The 21,692-nt window shown below is 55.5% G+C and carries 20 protein-coding genes; 10 read left to right on the plus strand and 10 right to left on the minus strand.

All coding sequences use genetic code 11. From position 1 onward, the window contains the following. Nucleotides 1-9: 9 nt before the first annotated feature. Both ACVV26_RS18435 and ACVV26_RS18440 read right to left on the minus strand, forming a co-directional pair. Nucleotides 10-507: a TIGR00645 family protein gene (locus tag ACVV26_RS18435; RefSeq protein ID WP_312981627.1), complete on the minus strand. Its 498-nt coding sequence runs from the start codon at nt 505-507 to the stop codon at nt 10-12. A gap of 89 nt (nt 508-596) precedes the next feature. Continuing rightward, entirely contained in the window at nt 597-1,094 is a 498-nt protein-coding gene (locus ACVV26_RS18440) for an ESA_00282 family adhesion-associated protein (protein ID WP_474798643.1), read from the minus strand. A gap of 103 nt (nt 1,095-1,197) precedes the next feature. Between ACVV26_RS18440 and ACVV26_RS18445 the strand changes: the two genes are divergently transcribed. The 3 genes from ACVV26_RS18445 (at nt 1,198) to ACVV26_RS18455 (ending at nt 3,140) form a co-directional block, all read left to right on the plus strand. Then, a complete protein-coding gene (locus tag ACVV26_RS18445; protein ID WP_474798645.1) occupies nt 1,198-1,602 on the plus strand; it encodes a hypothetical protein in 405 nt (134 codons plus the stop codon). Nucleotides 1,603-1,605: 3 nt separating this feature from the next. After that, the gene (locus ACVV26_RS18450) at nt 1,606-2,052 is read left to right on the plus strand and encodes a cytoplasmic protein (protein WP_474798647.1); all 447 of its coding nucleotides are present in this window, start codon (nt 1,606-1,608) and stop codon (nt 2,050-2,052) included. 191 nt (nt 2,053-2,243) lie between these two features. Next, nucleotides 2,244-3,140, plus strand: coding sequence for an SDR family oxidoreductase (locus ACVV26_RS18455; protein ID WP_312981634.1), 897 nt, complete (start codon nt 2,244-2,246; stop codon nt 3,138-3,140). A 55-nt stretch (nt 3,141-3,195) separates the two neighbouring features. Here ACVV26_RS18455 and exbD read toward each other — a convergent pair whose 3' ends face one another. Further along, nucleotides 3,196-3,621, minus strand: a complete 426-nt coding sequence (exbD, locus tag ACVV26_RS18460; RefSeq protein WP_125293698.1) for a TonB system transport protein ExbD — start codon at nt 3,619-3,621, stop codon at nt 3,196-3,198. Between the two features lie 6 nt (nt 3,622-3,627). Beyond that, a complete protein-coding gene (exbB, locus tag ACVV26_RS18465; protein WP_474798649.1) occupies nt 3,628-4,359 on the minus strand; it encodes a tol-pal system-associated acyl-CoA thioesterase in 732 nt (243 codons plus the stop codon). Nucleotides 4,360-4,600: 241 nt separating this feature from the next. Between exbB and metC the strand changes: the two genes are divergently transcribed. Together metC and ACVV26_RS18475 are read left to right on the plus strand one after the other, a co-directional pair. Further along, on the plus strand, nt 4,601-5,788 hold the full coding sequence (metC, locus tag ACVV26_RS18470) for a cystathionine beta-lyase (RefSeq protein WP_474798651.1): 1,188 nt from the start codon (nt 4,601-4,603) through the stop codon (nt 5,786-5,788). Nucleotides 5,789-5,910: 122 nt separating this feature from the next. Next, complete coding sequence (locus ACVV26_RS18475) at nt 5,911-6,564, plus strand: DedA family protein (protein ID WP_312981641.1); 654 nt, start codon at nt 5,911-5,913, stop codon at nt 6,562-6,564. A 28-nt stretch (nt 6,565-6,592) separates the two neighbouring features. On the opposite strand, the gene ACVV26_RS18480 is transcribed toward ACVV26_RS18475, so the two are convergent. Next, nucleotides 6,593-7,492 (minus strand): AraC family transcriptional regulator, encoded by a 900-nt coding sequence (locus ACVV26_RS18480; protein WP_474798653.1) that lies wholly within the window; start codon nt 7,490-7,492, stop codon nt 6,593-6,595. 187 nt (nt 7,493-7,679) lie between these two features. Here ACVV26_RS18480 and yqhD point away from each other — a divergent pair, with 187 nt between their 5' ends. From yqhD to ACVV26_RS18495, 3 genes are all read left to right on the plus strand, one after another. Further along, complete coding sequence (gene yqhD / locus ACVV26_RS18485; RefSeq protein WP_474798655.1) at nt 7,680-8,843, plus strand: alcohol dehydrogenase; 1,164 nt, start codon at nt 7,680-7,682, stop codon at nt 8,841-8,843. 102 nt (nt 8,844-8,945) lie between these two features. After that, nucleotides 8,946-9,773 (plus strand): 2,5-didehydrogluconate reductase DkgA, encoded by an 828-nt coding sequence (gene dkgA, locus ACVV26_RS18490; RefSeq protein WP_474798657.1) that lies wholly within the window; start codon nt 8,946-8,948, stop codon nt 9,771-9,773. Between the two features lie 175 nt (nt 9,774-9,948). Continuing rightward, nucleotides 9,949-11,403 carry a DASS family sodium-coupled anion symporter gene (locus ACVV26_RS18495; RefSeq protein WP_474798659.1) on the plus strand — a complete coding sequence of 485 codons (1,455 nt, stop codon included), beginning with the start codon at nt 9,949-9,951 and terminating at the stop codon, nt 11,401-11,403. A gap of 45 nt (nt 11,404-11,448) precedes the next feature. Here ACVV26_RS18495 and ACVV26_RS18500 read toward each other — a convergent pair whose 3' ends face one another. From ACVV26_RS18500 to parC, 4 genes are all read right to left on the minus strand, one after another. Continuing rightward, nucleotides 11,449-13,647, minus strand: a complete 2,199-nt coding sequence (locus tag ACVV26_RS18500; RefSeq protein WP_474798662.1) for a YgiQ family radical SAM protein — start codon at nt 13,645-13,647, stop codon at nt 11,449-11,451. Nucleotides 13,648-13,774: 127 nt separating this feature from the next. Then, nucleotides 13,775-15,187 (minus strand): cell division protein FtsP, encoded by a 1,413-nt coding sequence (gene ftsP / locus ACVV26_RS18505; protein WP_312981648.1) that lies wholly within the window; start codon nt 15,185-15,187, stop codon nt 13,775-13,777. A gap of 57 nt (nt 15,188-15,244) precedes the next feature. Continuing rightward, nucleotides 15,245-15,982, minus strand: coding sequence for a 1-acylglycerol-3-phosphate O-acyltransferase (locus ACVV26_RS18510; protein WP_474798664.1), 738 nt, complete (start codon nt 15,980-15,982; stop codon nt 15,245-15,247). A gap of 225 nt (nt 15,983-16,207) precedes the next feature. Continuing rightward, nucleotides 16,208-18,478: a DNA topoisomerase IV subunit A gene (gene parC / locus ACVV26_RS18515; protein WP_474798666.1), complete on the minus strand. Its 2,271-nt coding sequence runs from the start codon at nt 18,476-18,478 to the stop codon at nt 16,208-16,210. A gap of 249 nt (nt 18,479-18,727) precedes the next feature. Here parC and ACVV26_RS18520 point away from each other — a divergent pair, with 249 nt between their 5' ends. Together ACVV26_RS18520 and ACVV26_RS18525 are read left to right on the plus strand one after the other, a co-directional pair. Continuing rightward, nucleotides 18,728-19,309: an NAD(P)H-dependent oxidoreductase gene (locus ACVV26_RS18520; protein ID WP_474798668.1), complete on the plus strand. Its 582-nt coding sequence runs from the start codon at nt 18,728-18,730 to the stop codon at nt 19,307-19,309. Between the two features lie 108 nt (nt 19,310-19,417). Further along, nucleotides 19,418-19,732, plus strand: a complete 315-nt coding sequence (locus ACVV26_RS18525; RefSeq protein WP_183169578.1) for a putative quinol monooxygenase — start codon at nt 19,418-19,420, stop codon at nt 19,730-19,732. A gap of 63 nt (nt 19,733-19,795) precedes the next feature. Here the strand turns inward: ACVV26_RS18525 and parE are convergent, their stop codons facing one another. Continuing rightward, a complete protein-coding gene (gene parE, locus ACVV26_RS18530) occupies nt 19,796-21,688 on the minus strand; it encodes a DNA topoisomerase IV subunit B (RefSeq protein WP_312981653.1) in 1,893 nt (630 codons plus the stop codon). Nucleotides 21,689-21,692: the final 4 nt, after the last annotated feature.

Below are 21,692 nucleotides of genomic sequence, written 5' to 3' on the forward strand. Positions count from 1 at the left end.
GGCGAAGGATTATTTGTGGTCGTGGCGGGTAAGCTTATCGAGATACCCCATCACAAACGCGGAGAGAACAAACGTCAGATGGATGATCACGTACCACATCAGCTTATTATCCGGCACGTTACGCGCATCCATAAACACCCGCAGCAGGTGGATAGACGAGATAGCGACAATCGACGCGGCGACTTTGTTTTTCAGCGAGCTGGCATCCATTTTCCCCAGCCAGTTGAGCTTCTCTTTATGCTCGTCGATATCGAGCTGCGAAACAAAATTTTCGTAGCCGGAAAACATCACCATTACCAGTAAACCACCGACCAGCGTCATATCCACCAGCGACAGCAGCACCAGGATCAGATCGGCTTCTGCTATCTGATAAATGTTCGGAAGAACGTGGTACATCTCCTGGAAAAATTTTAACGTCAGGGCCAGCAGCCCCAAAGACAAACCAAAGTAGACGGGCGCCAGCAGCCAGCGAGAGGCATACATGGCGTTCTCAAAAAAGCGTTCCATAAGGTCCTGCAAAATGACGAAAGGGAAATCAGTATAACGCAGAAATGTTAACCGCTTGCAACAGCCAGATGCTGATTGCAAGCAAGTTGTTAAACATCGGCAGGGTTGATTTCCGGGCGCGCAAACTCCGGCCAGACCAGCGCCACCAGCGCCGGATAGGCTTCCAGGCTGAACTCATGGAAACAGTGGCGCATATTGAGCACTTCAATGTCAGACAGCAGCACTAATTCCCCGTTAAGGCAGCGTTTTTTTATATTCTCGTAATATTTATAAACGGCGGAATTGAGATCGCTACAGCGCCGTTGCGCCTCAAATAAACCCGGCGTGGCGTTCAGTTCGTCAAAACGCATCCGCTTTACGGTGGCATTGATAAAGTCCATGTATTCATGATTTACGCGCCAATACCACACCGGCGTAATGGAATTAAGCAGCGCGGAAAAATGATCTTCGCCCTGCTCTTTGGTGGCGGGCCCGCGCGCATTAGGTTCAACCACTGGCGATTTATTGTCACCTTCCTGGCGCATTAATATCAATATGCCGACCATCAGCAGTAATACGGTAAGAATTAAATAAACAACAGTGTTCATGCACCGAACCCATTTTTTTGATTTTAAAATTAGCACATGGTATCGTCAACGCAATACATCAAAGCCATAACCGTAACAAACTGAAGTATAAGGAAATTATATCATGTTGCCCGATTATCTCGTGGCGGCGCGTTACGTTATTTCTACGCCTGCTAACCCACCGCAACCTGACAGCGCAGATGAAAATTTCACTCAAGGAATACCCGATATCAGAGAGCACGAGAAAGATATTTTAAGCCGGACTTCACTGGCGGGGCAACGGAGTCATGCTTTACTTGAGGAGCGCGACCGCCACATAAAAGAGCGCCTGTTCTGTGCGGCTAAAATTGATAGTTATGCGCAAGTGCTTAATACGCTTCTCGAACAACAGAAAATAAGCCCCGAAGAGATCAGCCAATTAATTCATGAGCAAACAACGTTGATAAACGAGCAGGGTAAAAAAATTTGGCTTAATCTTATTACCCGCGAATCAACAGCGCCTGTTTTTTATCAATTAGGAGATAAATAAACAATGGAAAAACAGGAAACCGAAAAATATTTTACTTTGGATAAGCAGGAAGAACAAAAATTTATATTAAGTCAGAACAGACAGGCGCTGATTGATATTCGCAATGACGATATTGCGTATTACACCCAGGAAGTGGCTATTCCCGCTGCGCTGGTGCAGTTGAAGTGGCAAAACCGCCGGGAAATTTACGCGCTTAAGGTTAAAGAAGAGATCTACGGGGCCGTGCTTTGCGCCATAATGACTAAAAATCCAACGCTGAAAAACGAGCTGGAAGCGCAGATAGAAGCCCAGTACCAGCAGGTAAAAGCGCAAGAAGCCGCCACGCTGCTGATGAGCCGCAAGCTGGCTGAGAAACAGTACAAAACGATAACCGTGGCGACACTGCCTCCTGAAGCGCTCACGCCTGCCGACCCCGACACGACAGCCTCTCCTCCTCCCGCCGACAGCTAACCGGCCAGCCCGTTTCTAATATCAAGATAATCCACTGAATTTTAACAATAAGTCCTTCGCGCATGGCTTTCAAACGAAGCCGTAAAAAGCGCATTAGAAGGGATTTTTATTCAGGAATATCCTGAATCCGCCTGAAAACTCACGCCCGGACACTATCCTTAAAGGGAATTTTTAACTGATGGAGATCCCTTATGGCTAACGATCAATCCCAGGTTCAGGACCCAACCACCCAGTACTACACCGGAGAATACCCGAAGCAGTTGCAGCCTGTTCCGGGTATCCAGGCGAAGATGGATCCGGTCCCCGACTGCGGCGAGCAAAGCTATGTCGGTTCGGGCCGCCTTAAGGATCGTAAAGCGCTGGTTACCGGCGGCGACTCGGGGATCGGGCGCGCGGCGGCCATCGCTTACGCGCGTGAAGGCGCTGATGTGGTGTTGAACTATCTGCCTGCCGAGCAGGAAGATGCCGAAGCGGTGAAAAAGCTTATCGAAGAAGCCGGCCGTAAAGCCGTGCTGATCCCGGGGGATTTGAGCGATGAGCAATTTGCCCGCAGCCTGGTGGACCAGGCGGTGCAGGAACTCGGCGGGCTGGACATTCTGGCGCTGGTGGCCGGTAAACAGGTCGCCGTGCAGGATATCGCGGAGATCACCAGTGAACAGTTCACTAAAACCTATGCGGTCAACGTGTTCGCGCTGTTCTGGATCACCCAGCAGGCGCTACCGCACCTGAAACCCGGTGCCAGCATTATCACAACGTCGTCGATTCAGGCGTATCAGCCGAGCCCGCATTTACTGGACTATGCCTCTACCAAGGCCGCAATACTCAACTTCACGCGCGGTCTGGCGAAGCAGATTGCCGAGAAAGGGATCCGCGTGAATTGCGTGGCGCCAGGTCCCATCTGGACGGCGTTACAGATTTGCGGCGGGCAGCCGCAGGAGAAACTGCCGGAATTCGGTAAACAAACGCCGATGAAACGTGCAGGCCAACCTGCCGAACTGGCACCAATTTATGTTTATCTGGCGAGCCAGGAATCCAGCTACGTGACGGCGGAAGTGCATGGCGTAACCGGGGGCGAGCATTTAGGGTAAATCGCAGGCAACAAAAAGGCGTGGTCTTTACCACGCCTTTTTTAACGCCCGGAAATTACTTCGCTTTCGCGGTTTCCTGGCCGACTAAACCAATCTTCAGATAGCCCGCCTGATGCAGGGTATCCATCACTTTCATCATGGTTTCGTAATCAACGGTTTTGTCCGCGCGGAAGAACACCGTGGTGTCTTTCTTGCCTTCCGTCAGCGCGTCCAGCTGCGCGATCATCGTTTCCTCAGTAATCGGCTCATTGCCGAGGAACATCGATTTGTCCGCTTTCACCGACACGTAAATCGGTTTTTCCGGACGCGGCTGCGGCTGGCTGGTAGAGGCCGGCAAGTTCACTTTGACGTCAACCGTCGCCAGCGGCGCGGCCACCATAAAGATAATCAGCAGAACCAACATCACGTCGATAAACGGCGTCACGTTGATTTCATGCATTTCGCCGTTGTCGTCGAGATTCTCGTTAAGACGCATTGCCATAGGGCATTAACCTACACGTAATTTCTGAGCGGTACGCACCGGGCGCGCGGAAGAAGCATTCAAATCCAGATCGCGGCTTTGCAGCAACAGAACCTGCGCAGCGACATCGCCCAGCGTCGCTTTATAGCTGCCGATCATACGCGCAAAAATATTGTAGATAACGACCGCCGGGATCGCCGCCACCAGGCCAATCGCCGTCGCCAGCAGCGCTTCTGCGATACCTGGCGCGACAACCGCGAGGTTAGTGGTTTGGGTCTGGGCGATACCGATAAAGCTGTTCATGATGCCCCACACGGTGCCGAACAGGCCCACGAACGGGGAGATCGCGCCGATAGTGGCGAGATAACCGTTGCCGCGGCCCATATGGCGGCCAATCGCCGCAACACGGCGCTCAAGGCGGAAACCGGTACGCTCTTTAATCCCTTCGTTGTCCTCGCTGCCTTCGGAGAGCTCAAGCTCATTCTGGGCTTCGTTAATCAACGCGGTGCTGAGACTTTTGCCATGGAAGGAGGCGGAAATTTCGCTGGCGTCGTTCAGGGAACGGGCTTTAGCCAATAGCTGCTGCTCGCGCTTAAGACGGCGCTTCTGGCTCAGCAGTTCAGCGCTTTTGCTAAAGAAGATCGCCCAGGTCACGACGGAGGCCAGAATCAGGCCAATCATCACCATCTTTACCACGATATCAGCGTGCTGATACATACCCCAGACGGAGAGATCCGTCTGCATCAACTCATTACCCACTCTGTATCTCCAGGACAAAAATCACAAAACTGTCGCTAATAATATCAAAACATCGCCGAATTGATAGTAGTTCTCATTAGTATTTGCATAGTGTCGGAAAAAGCCGCAATTTTCCTTGCGCTTACGCAGTAAATCGAGTCAGCCGAATATTTTTTAACTTTTTAACCTTCGTTGAAGAAGACCTGACCATTAACCGTGGTAACGTATGGACATCCAGACGTATAAACAGGATTTCGCCGAGATGACAAAACCGCACATCGAAACCGCGCTGGTGAATGCCGGACGCAGCAAACGTTATACCCAGGGCTCAGTGAATAGCGTGATCCAACGCGCGTCATCACTGGTGTTTGACAGCGTGGCCGCCAAAAAAGCGGCGACTGCCGGGCGTGCGTCCGGCGAGCTGTTTTACGGGCGGCGTGGCACGCTAACCCACTTCTCGCTTCAGGAAGCGATGTGCGAACTGGAAGGCGGCGCGGGTTGCGCCCTGTTCCCCTGCGGCGCAGCGGCGGTGGCGAATACCATTCTGGCGTTTGTCGAACAAGGCGATCATGTGCTGGTGACCCACACCGCCTATGAACCGACGCAGGATTTCTGTACCAAAATTCTCGCCAAACTTGGCGTGACCACCAGTTGGTTCGACCCGCTGATCGGCGCGGGTATCGCAGGGCATATCCAGCCGAACACCAAAGTCGTGTTTCTGGAGTCACCCGGCTCTATCACCATGGAAGTGCACGATGTTCCGGCGATTGTCGCTGCGGTACGCCGCGTCGCGCCTGAGGCGATCATTATGATCGATAACACCTGGGCGGCGGGCGTGCTGTTTAAAGCGCTGGATTTCGGCATTGATATTTCTATTCAGGCGGGCACCAAATACCTGATCGGCCATTCCGACGGCATGGTGGGCACGGCGGTCGCCAATGAACGCTGCTGGGCGCAACTGCGCGAAAACGCCTATTTGATGGGCCAGATGCTGGATGCCGATACCGCTTATATGACCAGCCGTGGTTTACGTACCCTGGCGGTACGTTTGCGTCAGCACCATGAAAGCAGTTTAAAAGTCGCTGAATGGCTGGCGGCGCATCCCCAAGTGGCACGCGTGAATCACCCGGCGCTGCCCGGCAGTAAAGGCCACGAGTTCTGGAAGCGCGATTTTCTCGGCAGCAGCGGTTTATTCTCTTTTATCCTGAAAAAACGCCTTAACGAGACTGAGTTTGCGGCGTATCTCGATAATTTTAATTATTTCGGGATGGCCTATTCCTGGGGCGGCTTCGAATCGCTTATTCTTGCCAACCAACCTGAAGAGATCGCCGCCATCCGCCCGGATAGCCGTGTCGATTTCGACGGTACGCTGGTTCGCGTTCATATTGGCCTTGAGAATGTCGAAGATTTGATTGCCGATCTGGAAGCCGGTTTCGGGCGCATAGCCTGAAGTTGCCAGCGCTGGACAGCGATAAGGACAGAATAGTCTGTATTTATTGGGCCCCGGATCAAACCGCTCGGGGCGTTTTGCGATTACAATAACCCTATACACGCTGTTCGTCAGGATTACCCATGGTTGTTATTCAGAATATTGTTTCCGCGCTCTGGCAGCATGATTTCGCCGCGCTGGCAGATCCGCATGTGGTCGGCATTGTTTACGGCGTCATGTTCGCCACGCTGTTTCTGGAAAATGGGCTGTTACCCGCCTCATTTTTACCCGGCGATAGTTTATTACTGCTGGCAGGGGCGCTGGTGGCGAAAGGCGTGATGGATTTTGTCCCGACGATGGTGATTTTGACATCCGCAGCCAGCCTCGGCTGTTGGCTGAGCTACGTGCAGGGCCGCTGGCTCGGCAATACCCGAACGGTAAAAGGCTGGCTGAAGCAGTTGCCGCAAAAATATCACCAGCGCGCCACCTGCATGTTCGATCAGCACGGCCTGCTGGCGCTGCTGGCAGGGCGCTTCCTCGCGTTTATCCGCACCCTGCTGCCGACTATGGCGGGTATTTCCGGCCTGTCTAACCGCCGCTTCCAGTTCTTTAACTGGCTCAGCGCGTTTTTGTGGGTCGGCGTGGTGACCAGCTTCGGCTATGCGCTCAGCATGATCCCGTTCGTGAAGCGCCATGAAGACCAGGTGATGACTTTCCTGATGGTGCTGCCTATCGTGCTGCTGGTGGCGGGCTTTATCGGCGCGCTGACGGTAGTGCTGAAGAAGAAATTCGCCTGATATGTCACCTCGCTGCAAGGCGGGGTGACTACATTCCCTGCAAGGTGCGCATCCGCGCCGCGTCCTCTCCCGGCGTCACGCCGAAATAGCGCTTAAACTCCCGGCTAAACTGCGATGCGCTCTCATAACCGACACGCATCGCCGCCGCGCTGGCTTTCATCCCGTCATGAACAATCAACATTCTGGCCTTATGCAGACGGAATGTTTTGATGTACTGCAACGGCGATGTGCTGGTCACCGATTTAAAGTTATGGTGAAACGCCGACACGCTCATATTGGCGTCCAGCGCCAGCTGGTCCACGGTCAGGTTCTCGGTGTACTGGTTTTCAATGCGCTTCAGCACGCGGCTAATCAGGCTGAAATGCGTCTGGCGGCTGACCAGCGCCAGCAGCGCCCCGCCGCGCGGCCCCATCAGTACGTGGTACAGGATCTCGCGAATAATTGATTTGCCGAGGATCCGCGCGTCCAACGGCTTATCCAGTACGTCAATCAGCCGCTCAATGGCGCAGAGGATCTCATCAGACAGCACGGCGGAGTTGATGCCGCTGGCGCACTGCGCCGGGCGAAACGCGTCGTCTTCGCCGATATCCATCAGCAGGGTTTGCAGTTGTTGCACATCCACGTTGATGCGGATGCCCGCCAGCGGCGTTTCCGGCGTGGCGAAGGTTTCGCATTCAAACGGCAACGGGACGGTCAGCAGCAGGTATTCGTTCGCATCATAGCGAAACACCCGATCGTTAAGATAACCGGTCTTATTCCCGGAAAAGAGAAATATGATGCCTGGCTGGTACATTACCGGCGTGCGCGGGTGCGGCTGGGTGCCGTACAGCAAGCGGATCTCCGGCAGCAAGACGCTAATTTCATCTTCATTATTTTTCAGGATGTTAACTTTTTTTGCCAGGTGCTGGCAGATTTGCTGACGGTTCATGATTCGCTACACAGTGACCATTATTCACGCTTCACATTGTGCGCAAAAAATTGCGGATCCTCCAGCGTTCTGGAGAAACAGGCAAGACTCCGGCAGAAATGAGCATTGAGCATACCGGCAGCCACGCCCACAATATATCCCATCGCCACGCTGTGGCCCTCTGTTCACCCACTTAACGGGAGTTCCCATGAATAATTTCGATCTGCATACCCCTACCCGAATCCTGTTTGGTAAAAATTCTATCGCCCAGTTGCGGGCGCAAATCCCGGAAGGCAGCCGCGTATTGATCACTTACGGCGGCGGCAGCGTCAAGAAAACCGGCGTGCTGGACCAAGTGTATGACGCACTGAAAGGCCTGGACGTGCTGGAGTTCGGCGGCATTGAGCCGAACCCGTCCTACGAAACGCTGATGAAAGCGGTTGAAGTAGCCCGTAAAGAGAATGTGACGTTCCTGCTGGCCGTCGGCGGCGGTTCCGTGCTGGATGGCACCAAGTTTATTGCCGCCGCCGCGCACTACCCGGACGGCGTCGACCCGTGGGAAATCCTGCAAACTTCCGGTAGCAAAATCACCCGCGCCATCCCGATGGGCTCGGTATTAACCCTGCCGGCAACCGGTTCTGAATCCAACAAAGGCGCGGTGATTTCCCGCCGTACTACCGGTGACAAACAGGCGTTCCATTCCCCGTTCGTACAGCCGGTTTTCGCGGTTCTCGATCCGGTTTATACCTACACCCTGCCGCCGCGCCAGGTAGCGAACGGCGTGGTGGATGCCTTCGTTCATACCGTTGAGCAGTACATCACTTACCCGGTTAACGCCAAAGTGCAGGACCGTTTCGCGGAAGGCATTTTGCTGACCCTGGTGGAAGATGGCCCGAAAGCGCTGTCAGAACCGGAAAACTATGACGTGCGCGCCAACGTGATGTGGGCGGCGACCATGGCGCTGAACGGTCTGATCGGCGCAGGCGTGCCGCAGGACTGGGCGACCCATATGCTGGGCCACGAACTAACTGCGATGCACGGCCTCGACCATGCGCAGACCCTGGCGGTAGTGCTGCCATCGCTGCTGAACATCAAGCGCAATGAAAAACGCGCCAAGCTGCTTCAGTACGCGGAGCGCGTCTGGAATATCACCGAAGGCAGCGAAGACGCGCGTATTGATGCCGCCATCGCCGCAACCCGCCATTTCTTCGAGCAAATGGGCGTGCCGACCACCCTTTCCGGCTACGGTCTCGACGGCAGCTCCATCCCCGGTTTGCTGGTGAAACTGGAAGAACACGGCATGACCAAACTCGGCGAACACAAAGACATTACCCTGGATGTGAGCCGTAAAATTTACGAAGCCGCACGCTAAGCTTTTTACCGCACGACCTTTCGTTTTCGGCTTTTTCGTCCAGAATTAAGTCACTCGACTTACCCCGCAGCACCTTGCGGGGTATTCCAAAAGGAGGAATTTATGGCAAATCCGACCGTAATTAAGCTTCAGGACGGTAATGTTATGCCACAGCTCGGCCTTGGCGTATGGAAAGCAGGGAATGACGAAGTGGTTCCCGCCATTCATAAAGCGCTTGAGGTGGGGTATCGCTCCATTGATACCGCTGCGGCATACAAAAACGAACAGGGCGTGGGACAAGCTCTTCAAAGCGCGGGCATCCCGCGTGATGAATTGTTTATCACCACCAAACTCTGGAACGACGATCAGCAGCGCCCCCAGCAGGCCCTGGAAGAAAGTCTTGAGAAGCTTAAGCTCGATCATGTCGATCTCTATTTGATGCACTGGCCGGTCCCGGCTATCGATCACTTTGTTGATGCCTGGAAAGGGATGATTGAGCTGCAAAAACAGGGGCTCGCCAAAAGTATCGGGGTGTGCAACTTCCAGATTAACCACCTGCAACGGCTGATTGATGAAACGGGCGTCACGCCGGTGATCAACCAGATCGAGTTGCATCCTCTGCTGCAACAGCGCCAGCTCCATGCCTGGAACGCCACGCACAAGATCCAGACTGAATCCTGGAGCCCGCTGGCTCAGGGCGGCGAAGGGGTATTTGACCAGAAAGTGATCCGCGAACTGGCGGATAAATATGGCAAAACTCCGGCACAGATCGTGATCCGCTGGCATCTGGATTCCGGCCTGGTGGTGATCCCGAAATCGGTCACGCCTTCACGTATCGTAGAAAACTTTGACGTCTGGGACTTCCGTCTTGATAAAGACGAACTCGGCGATATCGCTAAACTCGATCAGGGTAAACGGCTGGGGCCGGACCCGGACCAGTTCGGCGGATAATCTTTATCAACCCGGCGCCCGGCGCCGGTTTTTTTTTCAGAATTTTTTAATCCTCATTTCTGCGCTTAAACAGTAAGCCCCTTTCGCCACACCGATAAAATTCTTATCTATCAATGAATTATTCACAATTCGAATGATTCACTATTTCCAATAATTTTTTGATAAGGATTTCATCGTGGGTACGTCTCCTTCAAGAGCCGTTAACTGGCTCAAACTGATTCTGATTCTGATACCGGCGGCGCTGTTATGGCAATTAACACCGCCCAGCGGATTAACCCTCCCCGCCTGGCACAGCGCGGTTATCTTCGTCACGACCATCGTCTGCATCGTGGCGAACGTGCTGCCTATTGGCGCGGTAGGGATTATCGGCATTACTGTGTTTGCCCTGGTCCGTGCGGCGGGCGATGTAAAAGCCAGCGATGCCATCACCACGGCGTTGAGTGAACTTAACAGCTCGCTGATCTGGCTGATCGTCGTGGCGTTTATGATTGCCCGCGGGTTTATCAAAACCGGCCTTGGGCGGCGTATTGCGCTCCAGATGATCCGCTTACTGGGTAAACGCACGCTTGGGCTGGCGTGGGGCCTGGCATGTGCCGATTTGATTCTTTCGCCAGCGATGCCCAGCAACACCGCGCGCTGCGGCGGCGTGATCTACCCTATTGCCGATGCGCTTTCCCGCAGCTTCGATTCCAGACCGGAAGATGAATCGCGCAGCCAGATTGGCACCTTCCTGATTGCCTGCATTGGTAACGTCAATGACGTCACCGCCGCGCTGTTTATGACCGGTTACACCGGCAACCTGCTGGCGGTGAAACTGGCGGCCAATGCGGGCGTGACCATCACCTGGGGCGGCTGGTTTTTGGCTGCCCTGCTGCCCTGCCTGGTATCGCTGATCGTGGTGCCGCTGCTGGTATATGTGCTGGTACGCCCGACCATCACGCACACGCCCGATGCGCCAAAACTGGCGATGAGCGAACTGGAGAAAATGGGGCCGATCGCTAAAGGTGAATGGCTGATGCTGGGAACCATCGTGCTGCTGTTGGTACTGTGGATTTTCGGCGATACCCTGGGCGTTGACCCCACTACCGCCTCTTTTGTGGGGCTGTCGGTGCTGCTGTTAAGCGGCGTGTTATCCTGGGAAGACGTCAAAAGCGAGAAAGGCGCATGGGACACCCTGATTTGGTTTGCGGCCCTGCTGATGATGGCTAACCAGCTTAAGAAACTCGGCTTTACCAGCTGGTTTGGCAACGTGATTGGCGAAAGCCTGGCAAGCTCGTTGCAGGGTACCAGTTGGGTGGTGGTGCTTTTACTGCTTAACGCCGCCTATTTCTATACCCACTACTTCTTCGCCAGCGGCAACGCGCAAATCGCCGCGCTGTATGCCGTGTTCCTGGGCGTCGGTAGCCATATCGGCCTGCCGATCGTCCCGCTGGCCTTTATGCTGGCGTTCAGCAGCAGTCTGTATTGCTCATTAACCCAGTACACCCACGCGCGCGGCCCGATCCTGTTCGGCGCCGGCTATGTGCCGACAGGCGTGTGGTGGCGCACCGGGTTTGTGGTCAGCCTGGTGAACCAGGCCATTTTTATGAGCGTTGGCCTGGCGTGGTGGAAGGTGTTGGGGCTGTATTGAGCCCATTGAGGCACAAAAAAGGGGGAAATCATTCCCCCTTTTTTATTAGCGCTGACGCGCTTTTAACGGCGCTTTTCCGGGCGTTTTCCCACTGCGACGTGGACCCGCAGCGGGCGTCTGACGCTGATGTTCTACTGGCGTATGTTTGGTTAATGCCGGACGCGTATGGCGATTCTGGCGGCGCGCTTCGCGCATTTCATCCAGCGTCGGCGCGGGCACCAGGCAATCGCGGCGTGAGCCAATCAGGTGCTTTTTACCCATCGCCTCCAGCGCCTGACGGATCAGCGGCCAGTTGGCAGGGTCGTGATAACGCAGCAGCGCTTTATGCAGGCGGCGTTGTTTATCCCCTTTCGGCACCACCACATCTTCACTCTTGTAACCAATCTTACTCAGCGGGTTTTTGCCGGTGTAATACATGGTGGTCGAGTTAGCGAGCGGTGACGGATAGAAGTTCTGCACCTGATCCAGACGGAAGCGGCGCTGTTTCAGCCACAGCGCCAGGTTCACCATGTCTTCATCGCGCGTACCGGGGTGGGCGGAGATAAAGTAGGGGATCAGGTACTGCTCTTTACCGGCTTGCTTAGAGTAGGTATCGAACAACTCTTTAAAACGATCGTAGCTGCCCATGCCCGGCTTCATCATTTTCGACAGTGGGCCTTCTTCGGTGTGCTCCGGTGCAATCTTCAGATAGCCGCCAACGTGGTGCGTCGCCAGTTCTTTGATATAACGCGGGTCTTCCACCGCGATGTCGTAACGCACACCGGAGGCGATCAGGATCTTCTTGATGCCTTTCAGATCGCGCGCACGGCGATACAGATCGATGGTCGGCTGGTGGTTGGTATCCATGTGCTGACAAATGTCCGGATAAACGCACGACAGGCGACGGCAGGTTTGCTCAGCGCGCGGCGACTTGCAGCGCAGCATGTACATATTGGCGGTTGGCCCACCCAAATCCGAGATCACGCCGGTAAAGCCGGGAACCGTGTCGCGAATCGCTTCGATTTCGTTAACGATAGAGTCTTCAGAACGGCTCTGAATAATGCGGCCTTCGTGCTCGGTAATTGAGCAGAATGAGCAGCCGCCAAAGCAGCCGCGCATAATATTGATCGAGAAACGAATCATCTCATACGCCGGAATACGGCTGTTGCCGTACGCGGGGTGTGGCACGCGTTTGTACGGTAGCGCAAATACGCTGTCCATCTCTTCGGTCGACAAAGGTATCGCCGGCGGGTTGACCCAGATGTAACGCTCGCCGTGTTTTTGCATCAATGCACGCGCGCAGCCTGGGTTAGTTTCGTGGTGCAAAATACGCGATGCATGTGCGTAAAGCACTTTGTCGCCTTTGACTTTTTCAAACGACGGCAGCAGCACATAGGTTTTTTCCCACGGCTTGGGACGCGGCGGCTGAACCACTACGGCTTTCGCTTCGGCTTTCTTCGGTTCGACAGGTTTGTTATCCGCACATGGCAGATCGTCGCCGTAAGGATGCGGGATCGGGTCGATTTTGCCTGGCATATCAATGATACGGGAATCCACCCCGCTCCAGCCCGGCAGCGCCTCTTTCACCATAATCGCCGTGTTACGTACATCGCGGATCTGGCCCACCGGTTCACCCTGTGCCAGGCGGTGTGCCACTTCCACCAGCGGGCGCTCGCCGTTGCCGAAAATCAGCATGTCGGCTTTGGAATCCACCAGCACCGAACGGCGCACGGTATCGGACCAGTAATCATAATGCGCGGTACGGCGCAGGCTGGCTTCGATGCCGCCGAGGATCACCGGCACGTCTTTCCACGCTTCTTTACAGCGTTGGGTGTAGACGAGAGTCGCGCGGTCAGGACGTTTACCCGCCACGTTATCCGGCGTATAGGCATCGTCATGGCGCAGCTTACGGTCAGCGGTGTAACGGTTGATCATCGAGTCCATGTTGCCTGCGGTCACGCCGAAGAACAAGTTCGGTTTGCCCAGACGCATAAAGTCGTCTTTGGTGTTCCAGTCCGGCTGGGCGATGATGCCGACGCGAAAGCCCTGGGCTTCCAGCATGCGCCCGCAAATCGCCATACCAAAGCTCGGGTGGTCGACGTAGGCATCCCCGGTAACCAGAATGATGTCGCAGTTATCCCAGCCAAGTTGATCCATTTCCTCACGGGACATCGGCAAGAACGGCGCGGGGCCGAAACAGGCAGCCCAATACTGGGGCCAGGAAAAAAGGTCGCGATCGGGTTGGATCAGACTTATAGCGCTCATAATGCTTCCGGGGTGGTAAAAAAATAGACAAAGGGCGGCGATTATACGTTGTATCGCCGCCAGAAAAGAAGAGGTAATAACAAAACGTTTACGTCCCTTTTCCGCCGTGGAAAAGGGAACGAAAAGTTTACGGCGCGGGGTTCACCAGAATCTGGCCGATTGAACCGCGATCCGCCATCTCCAGGGTCTGGCTGCCGTACAGGAACGGAAAATGTTCCCAGGACGGTTGCGAGAAATAAACCAGCAGTTCGACCTGCCCGTCGACCCACACGGTGTCTTTCCAGCCGCGATCTTCCGGGAAAGGCGCAGCACCGTTGACATGGCGCACCAGGAACTGGACACCCTCAATGTGGAACGACTGCGGCGAATCAGAACGCACCGTCCAGCGCTCCCAGGTGCCCTGCTGGGTGGTGACATCCAGACGCTTGATATCCCAAAGCTGGCCGTTAATGCCCGGATCGTCGCCCAGGGTGATATCGCGGCTGCGTACCGGGCTGCCATCCAGAATGTTATTCGGCAATAAACGCATCGGCAATGTATCGGTCACCAGGGGTAACAGGCCAGTGGGACGCAGCGTCAGCACCAGCGTGGAGATCAAAATGCTCGAAGGCTCAAAGAAGCCGCGCAGGCGATCCATAATGCTCGCCGCTTCACCGCAGGTGACGGAAACTTCATCACCATTGGTCATATCCACCAGGATTTCGCGGCGTTCACCCGGCGCGAGGGAAAGCTGCTTCACGGAAACCGGCGCGGGCAGAAAGCCCTGATCGCTGGAAATCACGTGCAGAGGACGTCCATCGCTCATCTGCAACAGATAGCGGCGGGCGTTGGAAGCGTTCAGCAGGCGCAGGCGCACCCAGCCGCGGGACACATCCACATACGGGCTTTGCGCGCCGTTAACCAGTAGTGTATCGCCAACAAACCCGCCGCTGCCCGGCTCGCTGTACTCCGGCGTGCCGAAGTTATCCAGCCGCTTGTCCTGAATGATCACCGGGAAATCGTCCACGCCGTAGTGGTTGGGGATCGGCAATGCCTTGCTGACTTCATCCTCCACCAGCCACATTCCCGCCAAGCCGTTGTAAACCTGCTCGGCGCTGCGATTGGGGGTATTGGCGTGATACCAGAGCGTGGCCGCTGGCTGGCGAATCGGCAGCACCGGTGCCCAGTCGGCGCTGGCAGACATCATGCGCGATGCGCCGCCAATCAGCGGGCCGGGAACCTGCAAACCGCTCACCGTCATCGCCACGTTTTCAGCCAGCCGGTTGCTGTAAATCAGCTTCACGTCATCGCCGTTCCAGACGCGGATGGTCGGCCCGAGATAGCGACCATTCACGCCCCATACCTGCGCGCGGGTGCCGGGCGTGAACGACCAGTGGGTGCGTTGCAGGGTAAGGAACAGCGGCTGGCCGCGACGTGATTCGAGGAGCGGCGGGATCGGCAGCGGTTGCTGCTGCCCTGCCGCGTGTGCCGTCAGTGGCGCTGCGCCTGCACAGAGAACCATTCCCGATGCCTGAATAAACTGACGCCGACTGAGTGACATACTTTGCTCCGTGTAAACTGTCAAAATCGCGAGGAAAGTATCCTCTTGATGTAAAACTTAAATATTGCCTGATGCTTCGCGCTCGGCCACTTCCTGGTCCAGCTCTTTGATTTTGGCTTCCATCACTTCACGGCAATGGGTCGCCAGCGCACGCACCTGATCCTTTTGCCAGGCAGAGGTATCAATTGGCGGCATCACTTCAACAATCACCAGGCCGTTTTTCCAGCGGTTAAGTTTGATTTTGTCGTGGGTGTTAGACACGCAAACCGGAATGATTGGCACGCCTGCTGCCAGTGCCGCATGGAACGCGCCGGTTTTGAACGGCATTAAGCCACGGCCACGGCTGCGGGTGCCTTCCGGGAACATCCAGATAGAGATGCGGCGCTTTTTAAACTGGTTTACAACCTGCGCGATGGTGCCGTGCGCTTTGGCGCGGTTGTCGCGGTCGATCAGCAGGTTGCCGGTCAGCCAGTAGAGCTGCCCGAAGAACGGGATCCACAGCAGGCTTTTCTTACCCACCGTCACCGTTGGCGGGATCACGACGTTTGCAGCCGTCACCATGTCGTAGTTGTTCTGGTGGTTGGCGATAAAAATGGCATTGCCGAACTGCTCAACACCTTGCGGGTAGCGCTTTTCGACTTTTAATCCAAAAACGGTAGAGAGGCGGCCAAACATATGGCCAAAGGTAGCGACGTGGCGCGGGTTACGCGGGCTGAACAAGCACCAGATACAACCCAGAATGCAAACCAAAATACAGTAGATCACGACAAAAATAATACGAAGAATAAGTAACATAACTACCTCTGAAGCCCTTGTCGCAGACAAGTATACTGGCTTTGTCGCAAAAACACCGCTCCGGTCGAGGATGACCACGGCACAATACGGATGATTTCCCAAACGCGTATTCTTATGCGCGACGCATCAACACACAATGGCTGAGTTATAAAAAAGTTATCGCTGACGCACTGCGGGAAAACGGCAGCGAGAGACGTGATCCCGCTACCGCGATGGTCGACAAATTTACTCTTCGCTATTTCCCGCGTCAGGACGCAGCGGCGAATCCACCTCGATACGGTCAATGCGTTGCAGGCCGCGCATTAAGGTGCCGCGACGCCCGCGTTCACCGTTCACTTTTTGCAGCTCTTCCGGGCGCATTTTGATTTTGCGTTTACCGACGTGGAAGGTCAGTGTGCTTTGCGGCGGCAGCAGCAGCAGGTGCGCCAGCTTATCGTCGCCCTTCGCCGCATCCGCCGCCGGAATGGAGATGATTTTGTTCCCCTTTCCTTTGGACAGCTGTGGTAAATCGGACACCGGGAACATCAGCATACGGCCTGCGGCGGTGATCGCCAGCAGCATATCCTGGTCACTGACGATCTCGAGCGGCGGCAGCGCATGGGCGTTTTCCGGCAGCGAGATCACCGCTTTGCCTGCCCGGTTGCGGGCAATCAAATCGTTGAAGGTGCAGACGAAACCGTAGCCGGAATCCGAAGCCATCAAAAGCTTCTGATCTTCATTAGCCATCAGCATCTGCTCAACTACCGCGCCTGGCGGCAGCGTCAGCTTACCGGTGATCGGTTCGCCCTGCCCGCGCGCCGACGGCAGCGTGATGGGGTCAATGGCGTAGCTGCGCCCGGTGGAATCGATAAACACCACCGGCTGGTTACTCTTGCCTTTCGCGGACGCCAGCCAGCTATCCCCTGCTTTGTAGCTCAAACCCTGCGCGTCAATGTCATGGCCTTTGGCGCTGCGCACCCAGCCCATCTGCGACAGCACGATGGTGATCGGCTCAGACGGCAGCATGTCGTGTTCGCTCATGGCTTTAGCTTCGCTACGCTCATGCAGCGGCGAGCGGCGATCGTCGCCAAAGGCGTCGGCGTCGGCCTGTAGCTCTTTCTTCAGTAGGGTATTCATTTTGCGCTCGGAGGCCAGAATCGACTGGATCTGATCGCGCTCTTTTTCCAGCGCGTCCTGCTCACCGCGAATTTTCACTTCTTCGAGCTTCGCCAGATGGCGCAGTTTCAGCTCCAGGATGGCTTCAGCCTGGGTTTCGCTCAGTTCGAAACGGGCCATCAGCACCGGTTTCGGCTCATCTTCAGTGCGGATGATATGAATCACTTCGTCAATGTTCAGGAACGCCACCAGCAAGCCTTGCAGGATATGCAGGCGCTTGAGCACTTTTTCCAGACGATAGTTCAGACGGCGGCGCACGGTATCGCGACGGTAAGCCAGCCATTCGGTCAGGATCTCCAGCAGGTTTTTCACCGCCGGACGGTTATCCAGGCCGATCATGTTCAGGTTAACGCGGTAGCTCTTTTCCAGGTCGGTGGTGGCGAACAGGTGGTTCATCACCTGCTCCATATCCACGCGGTTGGAGCGCGGCACAATCACCAGACGCGTCGGGTTTTCATGGTCCGACTCGTCGCGCAAATCGTCCACCATCGGCAGCTTTTTATTGCGCATCTGGGCGGCGATTTGCTCCAGCACGCGGGCACCGGAAACCTGATGCGGGAGCGCCGTGATCACCACCGCGCCGTCCTCTTTCTTCCACACCGCGCGCATACGCACGGAACCGCGCCCGCTCTGGTAGATTTTGCGGATCTCGGCGCGTGGGGTGATGATTTCCGCTTCGGTCGGATAATCCGGGCCCTGGACGATATCCAGCACATCGTCCAGGCTGGTTTTCGGGTTATCGATCAGGCTGATGGTGGCTTTCGCCACTTCGCGCAGGTTGTGCGGCGGGATATCCGTCGCCATCCCGACCGCGATACCGGTGGTGCCGTTTAACAGAATATTCGGCACCCGCGCTGGCAGCGTTTTCGGCTCGTCCAGGGTGCCGTCAAAGTTAGGCACGAAATCTACCGTGCCCTGGCCGAGTTCGCTGAGCAGCAGCTCGGCGTATTTCGACAGGCGCGATTCGGTATAACGCATCGCCGCGAAAGATTTCGGATCGTCCGGCGCCCCCCAGTTCCCCTGGCCATCCACCAGCGGATAACGATAGGAGAACGGCTGGGCCATTAACACCATCGCCTCATAGCAGGCGCTGTCGCCGTGCGGATGGTATTTACCCAACACGTCGCCCACGGTACGGGCCGATTTTTTAAACTTGGCGCTGGCGCTGAGGCCCAGCTCAGACATCGCATACACGATGCGGCGCTGCACGGGTTTTAAACCGTCGCCGATAAAGGGTAACGCCCTGTCCATGATGACGTACATGGAGTAGTTCAGATAGGCGTTTTCCGTGAACTCATGCAGCGCAAGACGCTCTGCACCATCCTGAGTAATGTCACTCATTAATCGTTATACCTCGAACAGGGGCCGCAGGGTGAAGTAGCGGCAATATTGCCGCAGATAGTACCTTATCTGAGGAGCGAGTCCCAGCGTGGGATGGCATCTTTCCTGTATTTAACAACAGTAATCAGACTACCGCTGTACACGTTGATTATTGCTCATCTGGCAAAAGTCTTTGCTCTTTTTGCTAATTTTACCGTCTCGCCCAATCCGCTATTATTCATGCCAAATGTAATTATTCGAGGATAAATAATGAGCAACGTGCTTATCATCAACGGCGCTAAAGAATTTGCGCACTCTAAAGGCCAGCTTAACGATACCCTGACCGACGTCGCACAAAGCTTTTTGCGCGACCTCGGACACGATGTTCAGGTGACCCGCGCCGACAGCGATTACGATATCCAGGCTGAAGTGCAGAAATACGTCTGGGCCGACGTGGTGATTTACCAGATGCCAGGCTGGTGGATGGGCGCGCCCTGGACCGTGAAAAAATATATCGACGATGTGTTCACTGAAGGTCACGGCACCCTGTACGCCAGCGATGGCCGTACCCGTTCTGACGCCAGCAAAAAATACGGCTCCGGCGGCCTGATCCAGGGCACCAAATATATGCTCTCTCTGACGTGGAACGCCCCGATTGATGCATTTACCGATGAAGATCAGTTCTTCCACGGCGTGGGCGTGGATGGCGTGTATCTGCCGTTCCATAAGGCCAATCAGTTCCTGGGCATGGACCCACTGCCGACCTTTATCACCAATGACGTGATCAAAATGCCGGACGTGCCGCGTTATATTCAAGAATATCGCGAGCATCTGGCGGCAATTTTTGCTTAACTGAATGCCTGTTACTCTATTCTGATCAAGAGAGTCGCGGTTTGTGCGCCGTGTTAATAGCGCGCGCCTGCGACTCCTGTTTTACGGATTTATCACAAGGAGTTTTTCATGCTGACAGTTATTGCAGAGATCCGCACGCGTCCGGGCGCACATCATCGCCAGGCGGTACTGGATCAGTTCGCCAAAATTATTCCTGCTGTGCTGGCCGAAGAAGGTTGCCACGGCTATGCGCCGCTGGTGGATGTGAATGCCCAGGTAAGCTTCCAGTCCACCGCGCCAGATTCCATCGTAATGCTGGAACAGTGGGAAAGCGTGCCGCACCTTGAGGCCCATCTTCAGACACCGCACATGAAAGCGTGGAGCGAAGCGGTGAAAGGTGACGTGCTGGAAACCCATATCCGTATTCTGGAACAGGGCGTTTAACCGCGCTTTCAGGATCAAAAAAGGCGATGAATATTCATCGCCTTTTTTATGCCATCACGCCGGTTAAACGTCCAGATCGGCGAGGTCGCCTTTCTCCTGCAACCAGTTGCGACGATCTTCCGAACGCTTTTTCGCCAGCAGCATATCCATCATCGCCGTGGTACGCGCATCGTCATCGTCGCTGATGGTCAACTGCACCAGACGGCGGGTGTTCGGGTCCAGCGTGGTTTCACGCAGTTGCAGCGGGTTCATTTCGCCCAGCCCTTTAAAGCGCTGCACGTTCGGTTTGCCCTTCTTGCGCTTCAACTGATCCAGCACGCCGGCTTTTTCTTCTTCCGTCAGCGCGTAGTAAACCTCTTTACCCAAATCGATGCGGTAGAGCGGCGGCAGCGCAACGTAGACGTGGCCGTTTTTCACCAGGGTGCGGAAGTGCTTCACAAACAGCGCGCACAGCAGCGTAGCGATATGCAGACCGTCCGAGTCGGCATCCGCCAGAATGCAGATCTTACCGTAGCGCAGCTGGCTGAGATCTTCGCTGTCGGGATCGATGCCGATCGCCACCGAAATATCGTGCACTTCCTGAGAGGCCAGCACTTCATCTGACGACACTTCCCAAGTGTTAAGGATCTTACCCTTCAGCGGCATGATCGCCTGATATTCACGGTCACGCGCCTGTTTGGCGGAGCCGCCCGCTGAATCCCCTTCCACCAGGAACAGCTCGGTACGTGCTAAATCCTGCGCGGTGCAGTCTGCCAGTTTGCCCGGCAGCGCCGGTCCGCTGGTGAGCTTTTTACGCACCACTTTTTTGGCGGCGCGCATCCGGCGCTGAGCGCTGGAGATTGCCAGTTCCGCCAGCATTTCTGCGGCCTGAACGTTCTGGTTCAGCCACAGGCTGAAGGCGTCTTTGACCACGCCTGAAACAAACGCCGCGCACTGGCGCGAAGAGAGCCGCTCTTTGGTCTGCCCCGCAAACTGCGGGTCCTGCATTTTCACCGACAGCACATAGGCGCAGCGTTCCCAGATATCTTCCGCCGACAGTTTGACGCCGCGCGGCAGGATGTTGCGGTATTCGCAAAACTCGCGCATCGCGTCCAGCAGGCCCTGACGCAGGCCGTTAACGTGAGTCCCGCCCTGCATGGTGGGTATCAGGTTAACGTAGCTTTCGGTCAGCAATTCGCCGCCTTCCGGCAGCCACAGCAGCGCCCAGTCAACCGCTTCCGTATCGCTGGAGAAATTACCGATAAACGGTTTTTCCGGCAGCGTCGGCAGCCCGTTGACCGCTTCGCTCAGGTAATCATTCAGCCCGTCGAGATAGCACCAGCGCTGTTCGGTGTTGTTCACCTTGTCTTTAAAGGTGATTTCCACGCCGGGGCACAGCACCGCTTTGGCTTTCAGCAAATGGCTTAAGCGCGAAACTGAAAAACGCGGGGAATCGAAGAAGGATTCATCCGGCCAGAAATGGACGCTGGTACCGGTATTGCGTTTACCGCAGGTGCCGACCACGTCCAGATCTTTCACTTTATCGCCGTTAGCGAACGCGATGTTGTAAATCTGCCCGTCACGACGAACGTTCACTTCAACCCGCTTCGACAGGGCGTTGACCACCGAGATCCCCACGCCGTGCAGGCCGCCTGAGAATTGGTAGTTTTTATTAGAGAACTTACCCCCGGCGTGCAGACGGCACAGGATCAGCTCAACGGCAGGTACACCCTCTTCCGGATGGATATCGACAGGCATACCGCGCCCGTCGTCAATCACCTCAAGCGACTGATCTTCGTGGAGGATTACGTCTACGCGTTTGGCATGGCCCGCCAGCGCTTCGTCCACGCTGTTATCAATAACTTCCTGCCCAAGGTGGTTGGGACGAGTGGTATCGGTATACATCCCCGGACGGCGGCGAACCGGCTCAAGCCCGGTGAGTACCTCAATGGCATCAGCGTTATAGGATTGCGTCATGGTT

Source organism: Atlantibacter sp. MEI4A-1023 (assembly GCF_056155425.1).

Excerpts from the sequence above, each read along its gene's own strand:
- ACVV26_RS18435 (WP_312981627.1), bottom strand. The coding sequence starts at position 507 with ATGGAACGCTTTTTTGAGAACGCCATGTATGCCTCTCGCTGGCTGCTG.
- ACVV26_RS18440 (WP_474798643.1), bottom strand. The coding sequence starts at position 1,094 with ATGAACACTGTTGTTTATTTAATTCTTACCGTATTACTGCTGATGGTC.
- ACVV26_RS18445 (WP_474798645.1), top strand. The coding sequence starts at position 1,198 with ATGTTGCCCGATTATCTCGTGGCGGCGCGTTACGTTATTTCTACGCCT.
- ACVV26_RS18450 (WP_474798647.1), top strand. The coding sequence starts at position 1,606 with ATGGAAAAACAGGAAACCGAAAAATATTTTACTTTGGATAAGCAGGAA.
- ACVV26_RS18455 (WP_312981634.1), top strand. The coding sequence starts at position 2,244 with ATGGCTAACGATCAATCCCAGGTTCAGGACCCAACCACCCAGTACTAC.
- exbD (WP_125293698.1), bottom strand. The coding sequence starts at position 3,621 with ATGGCAATGCGTCTTAACGAGAATCTCGACGACAACGGCGAAATGCAT.
- metC (WP_474798651.1), top strand. The coding sequence starts at position 4,601 with ATGACAAAACCGCACATCGAAACCGCGCTGGTGAATGCCGGACGCAGC.
- ACVV26_RS18475 (WP_312981641.1), top strand. The coding sequence starts at position 5,911 with ATGGTTGTTATTCAGAATATTGTTTCCGCGCTCTGGCAGCATGATTTC.
- ACVV26_RS18480 (WP_474798653.1), bottom strand. The coding sequence starts at position 7,492 with ATGAACCGTCAGCAAATCTGCCAGCACCTGGCAAAAAAAGTTAACATC.
- yqhD (WP_474798655.1), top strand. The coding sequence starts at position 7,680 with ATGAATAATTTCGATCTGCATACCCCTACCCGAATCCTGTTTGGTAAA.
- dkgA (WP_474798657.1), top strand. The coding sequence starts at position 8,946 with ATGGCAAATCCGACCGTAATTAAGCTTCAGGACGGTAATGTTATGCCA.
- ACVV26_RS18500 (WP_474798662.1), bottom strand. The coding sequence starts at position 13,647 with ATGAGCGCTATAAGTCTGATCCAACCCGATCGCGACCTTTTTTCCTGG.
- ftsP (WP_312981648.1), bottom strand. The coding sequence starts at position 15,187 with ATGTCACTCAGTCGGCGTCAGTTTATTCAGGCATCGGGAATGGTTCTC.
- ACVV26_RS18510 (WP_474798664.1), bottom strand. The coding sequence starts at position 15,982 with ATGTTACTTATTCTTCGTATTATTTTTGTCGTGATCTACTGTATTTTG.
- parC (WP_474798666.1), bottom strand. The coding sequence starts at position 18,478 with ATGAGTGACATTACTCAGGATGGTGCAGAGCGTCTTGCGCTGCATGAG.
- ACVV26_RS18520 (WP_474798668.1), top strand. The coding sequence starts at position 18,728 with ATGAGCAACGTGCTTATCATCAACGGCGCTAAAGAATTTGCGCACTCT.
- ACVV26_RS18525 (WP_183169578.1), top strand. The coding sequence starts at position 19,418 with ATGCTGACAGTTATTGCAGAGATCCGCACGCGTCCGGGCGCACATCAT.
- parE (WP_312981653.1), bottom strand. The coding sequence starts at position 21,688 with ATGACGCAATCCTATAACGCTGATGCCATTGAGGTACTCACCGGGCTT.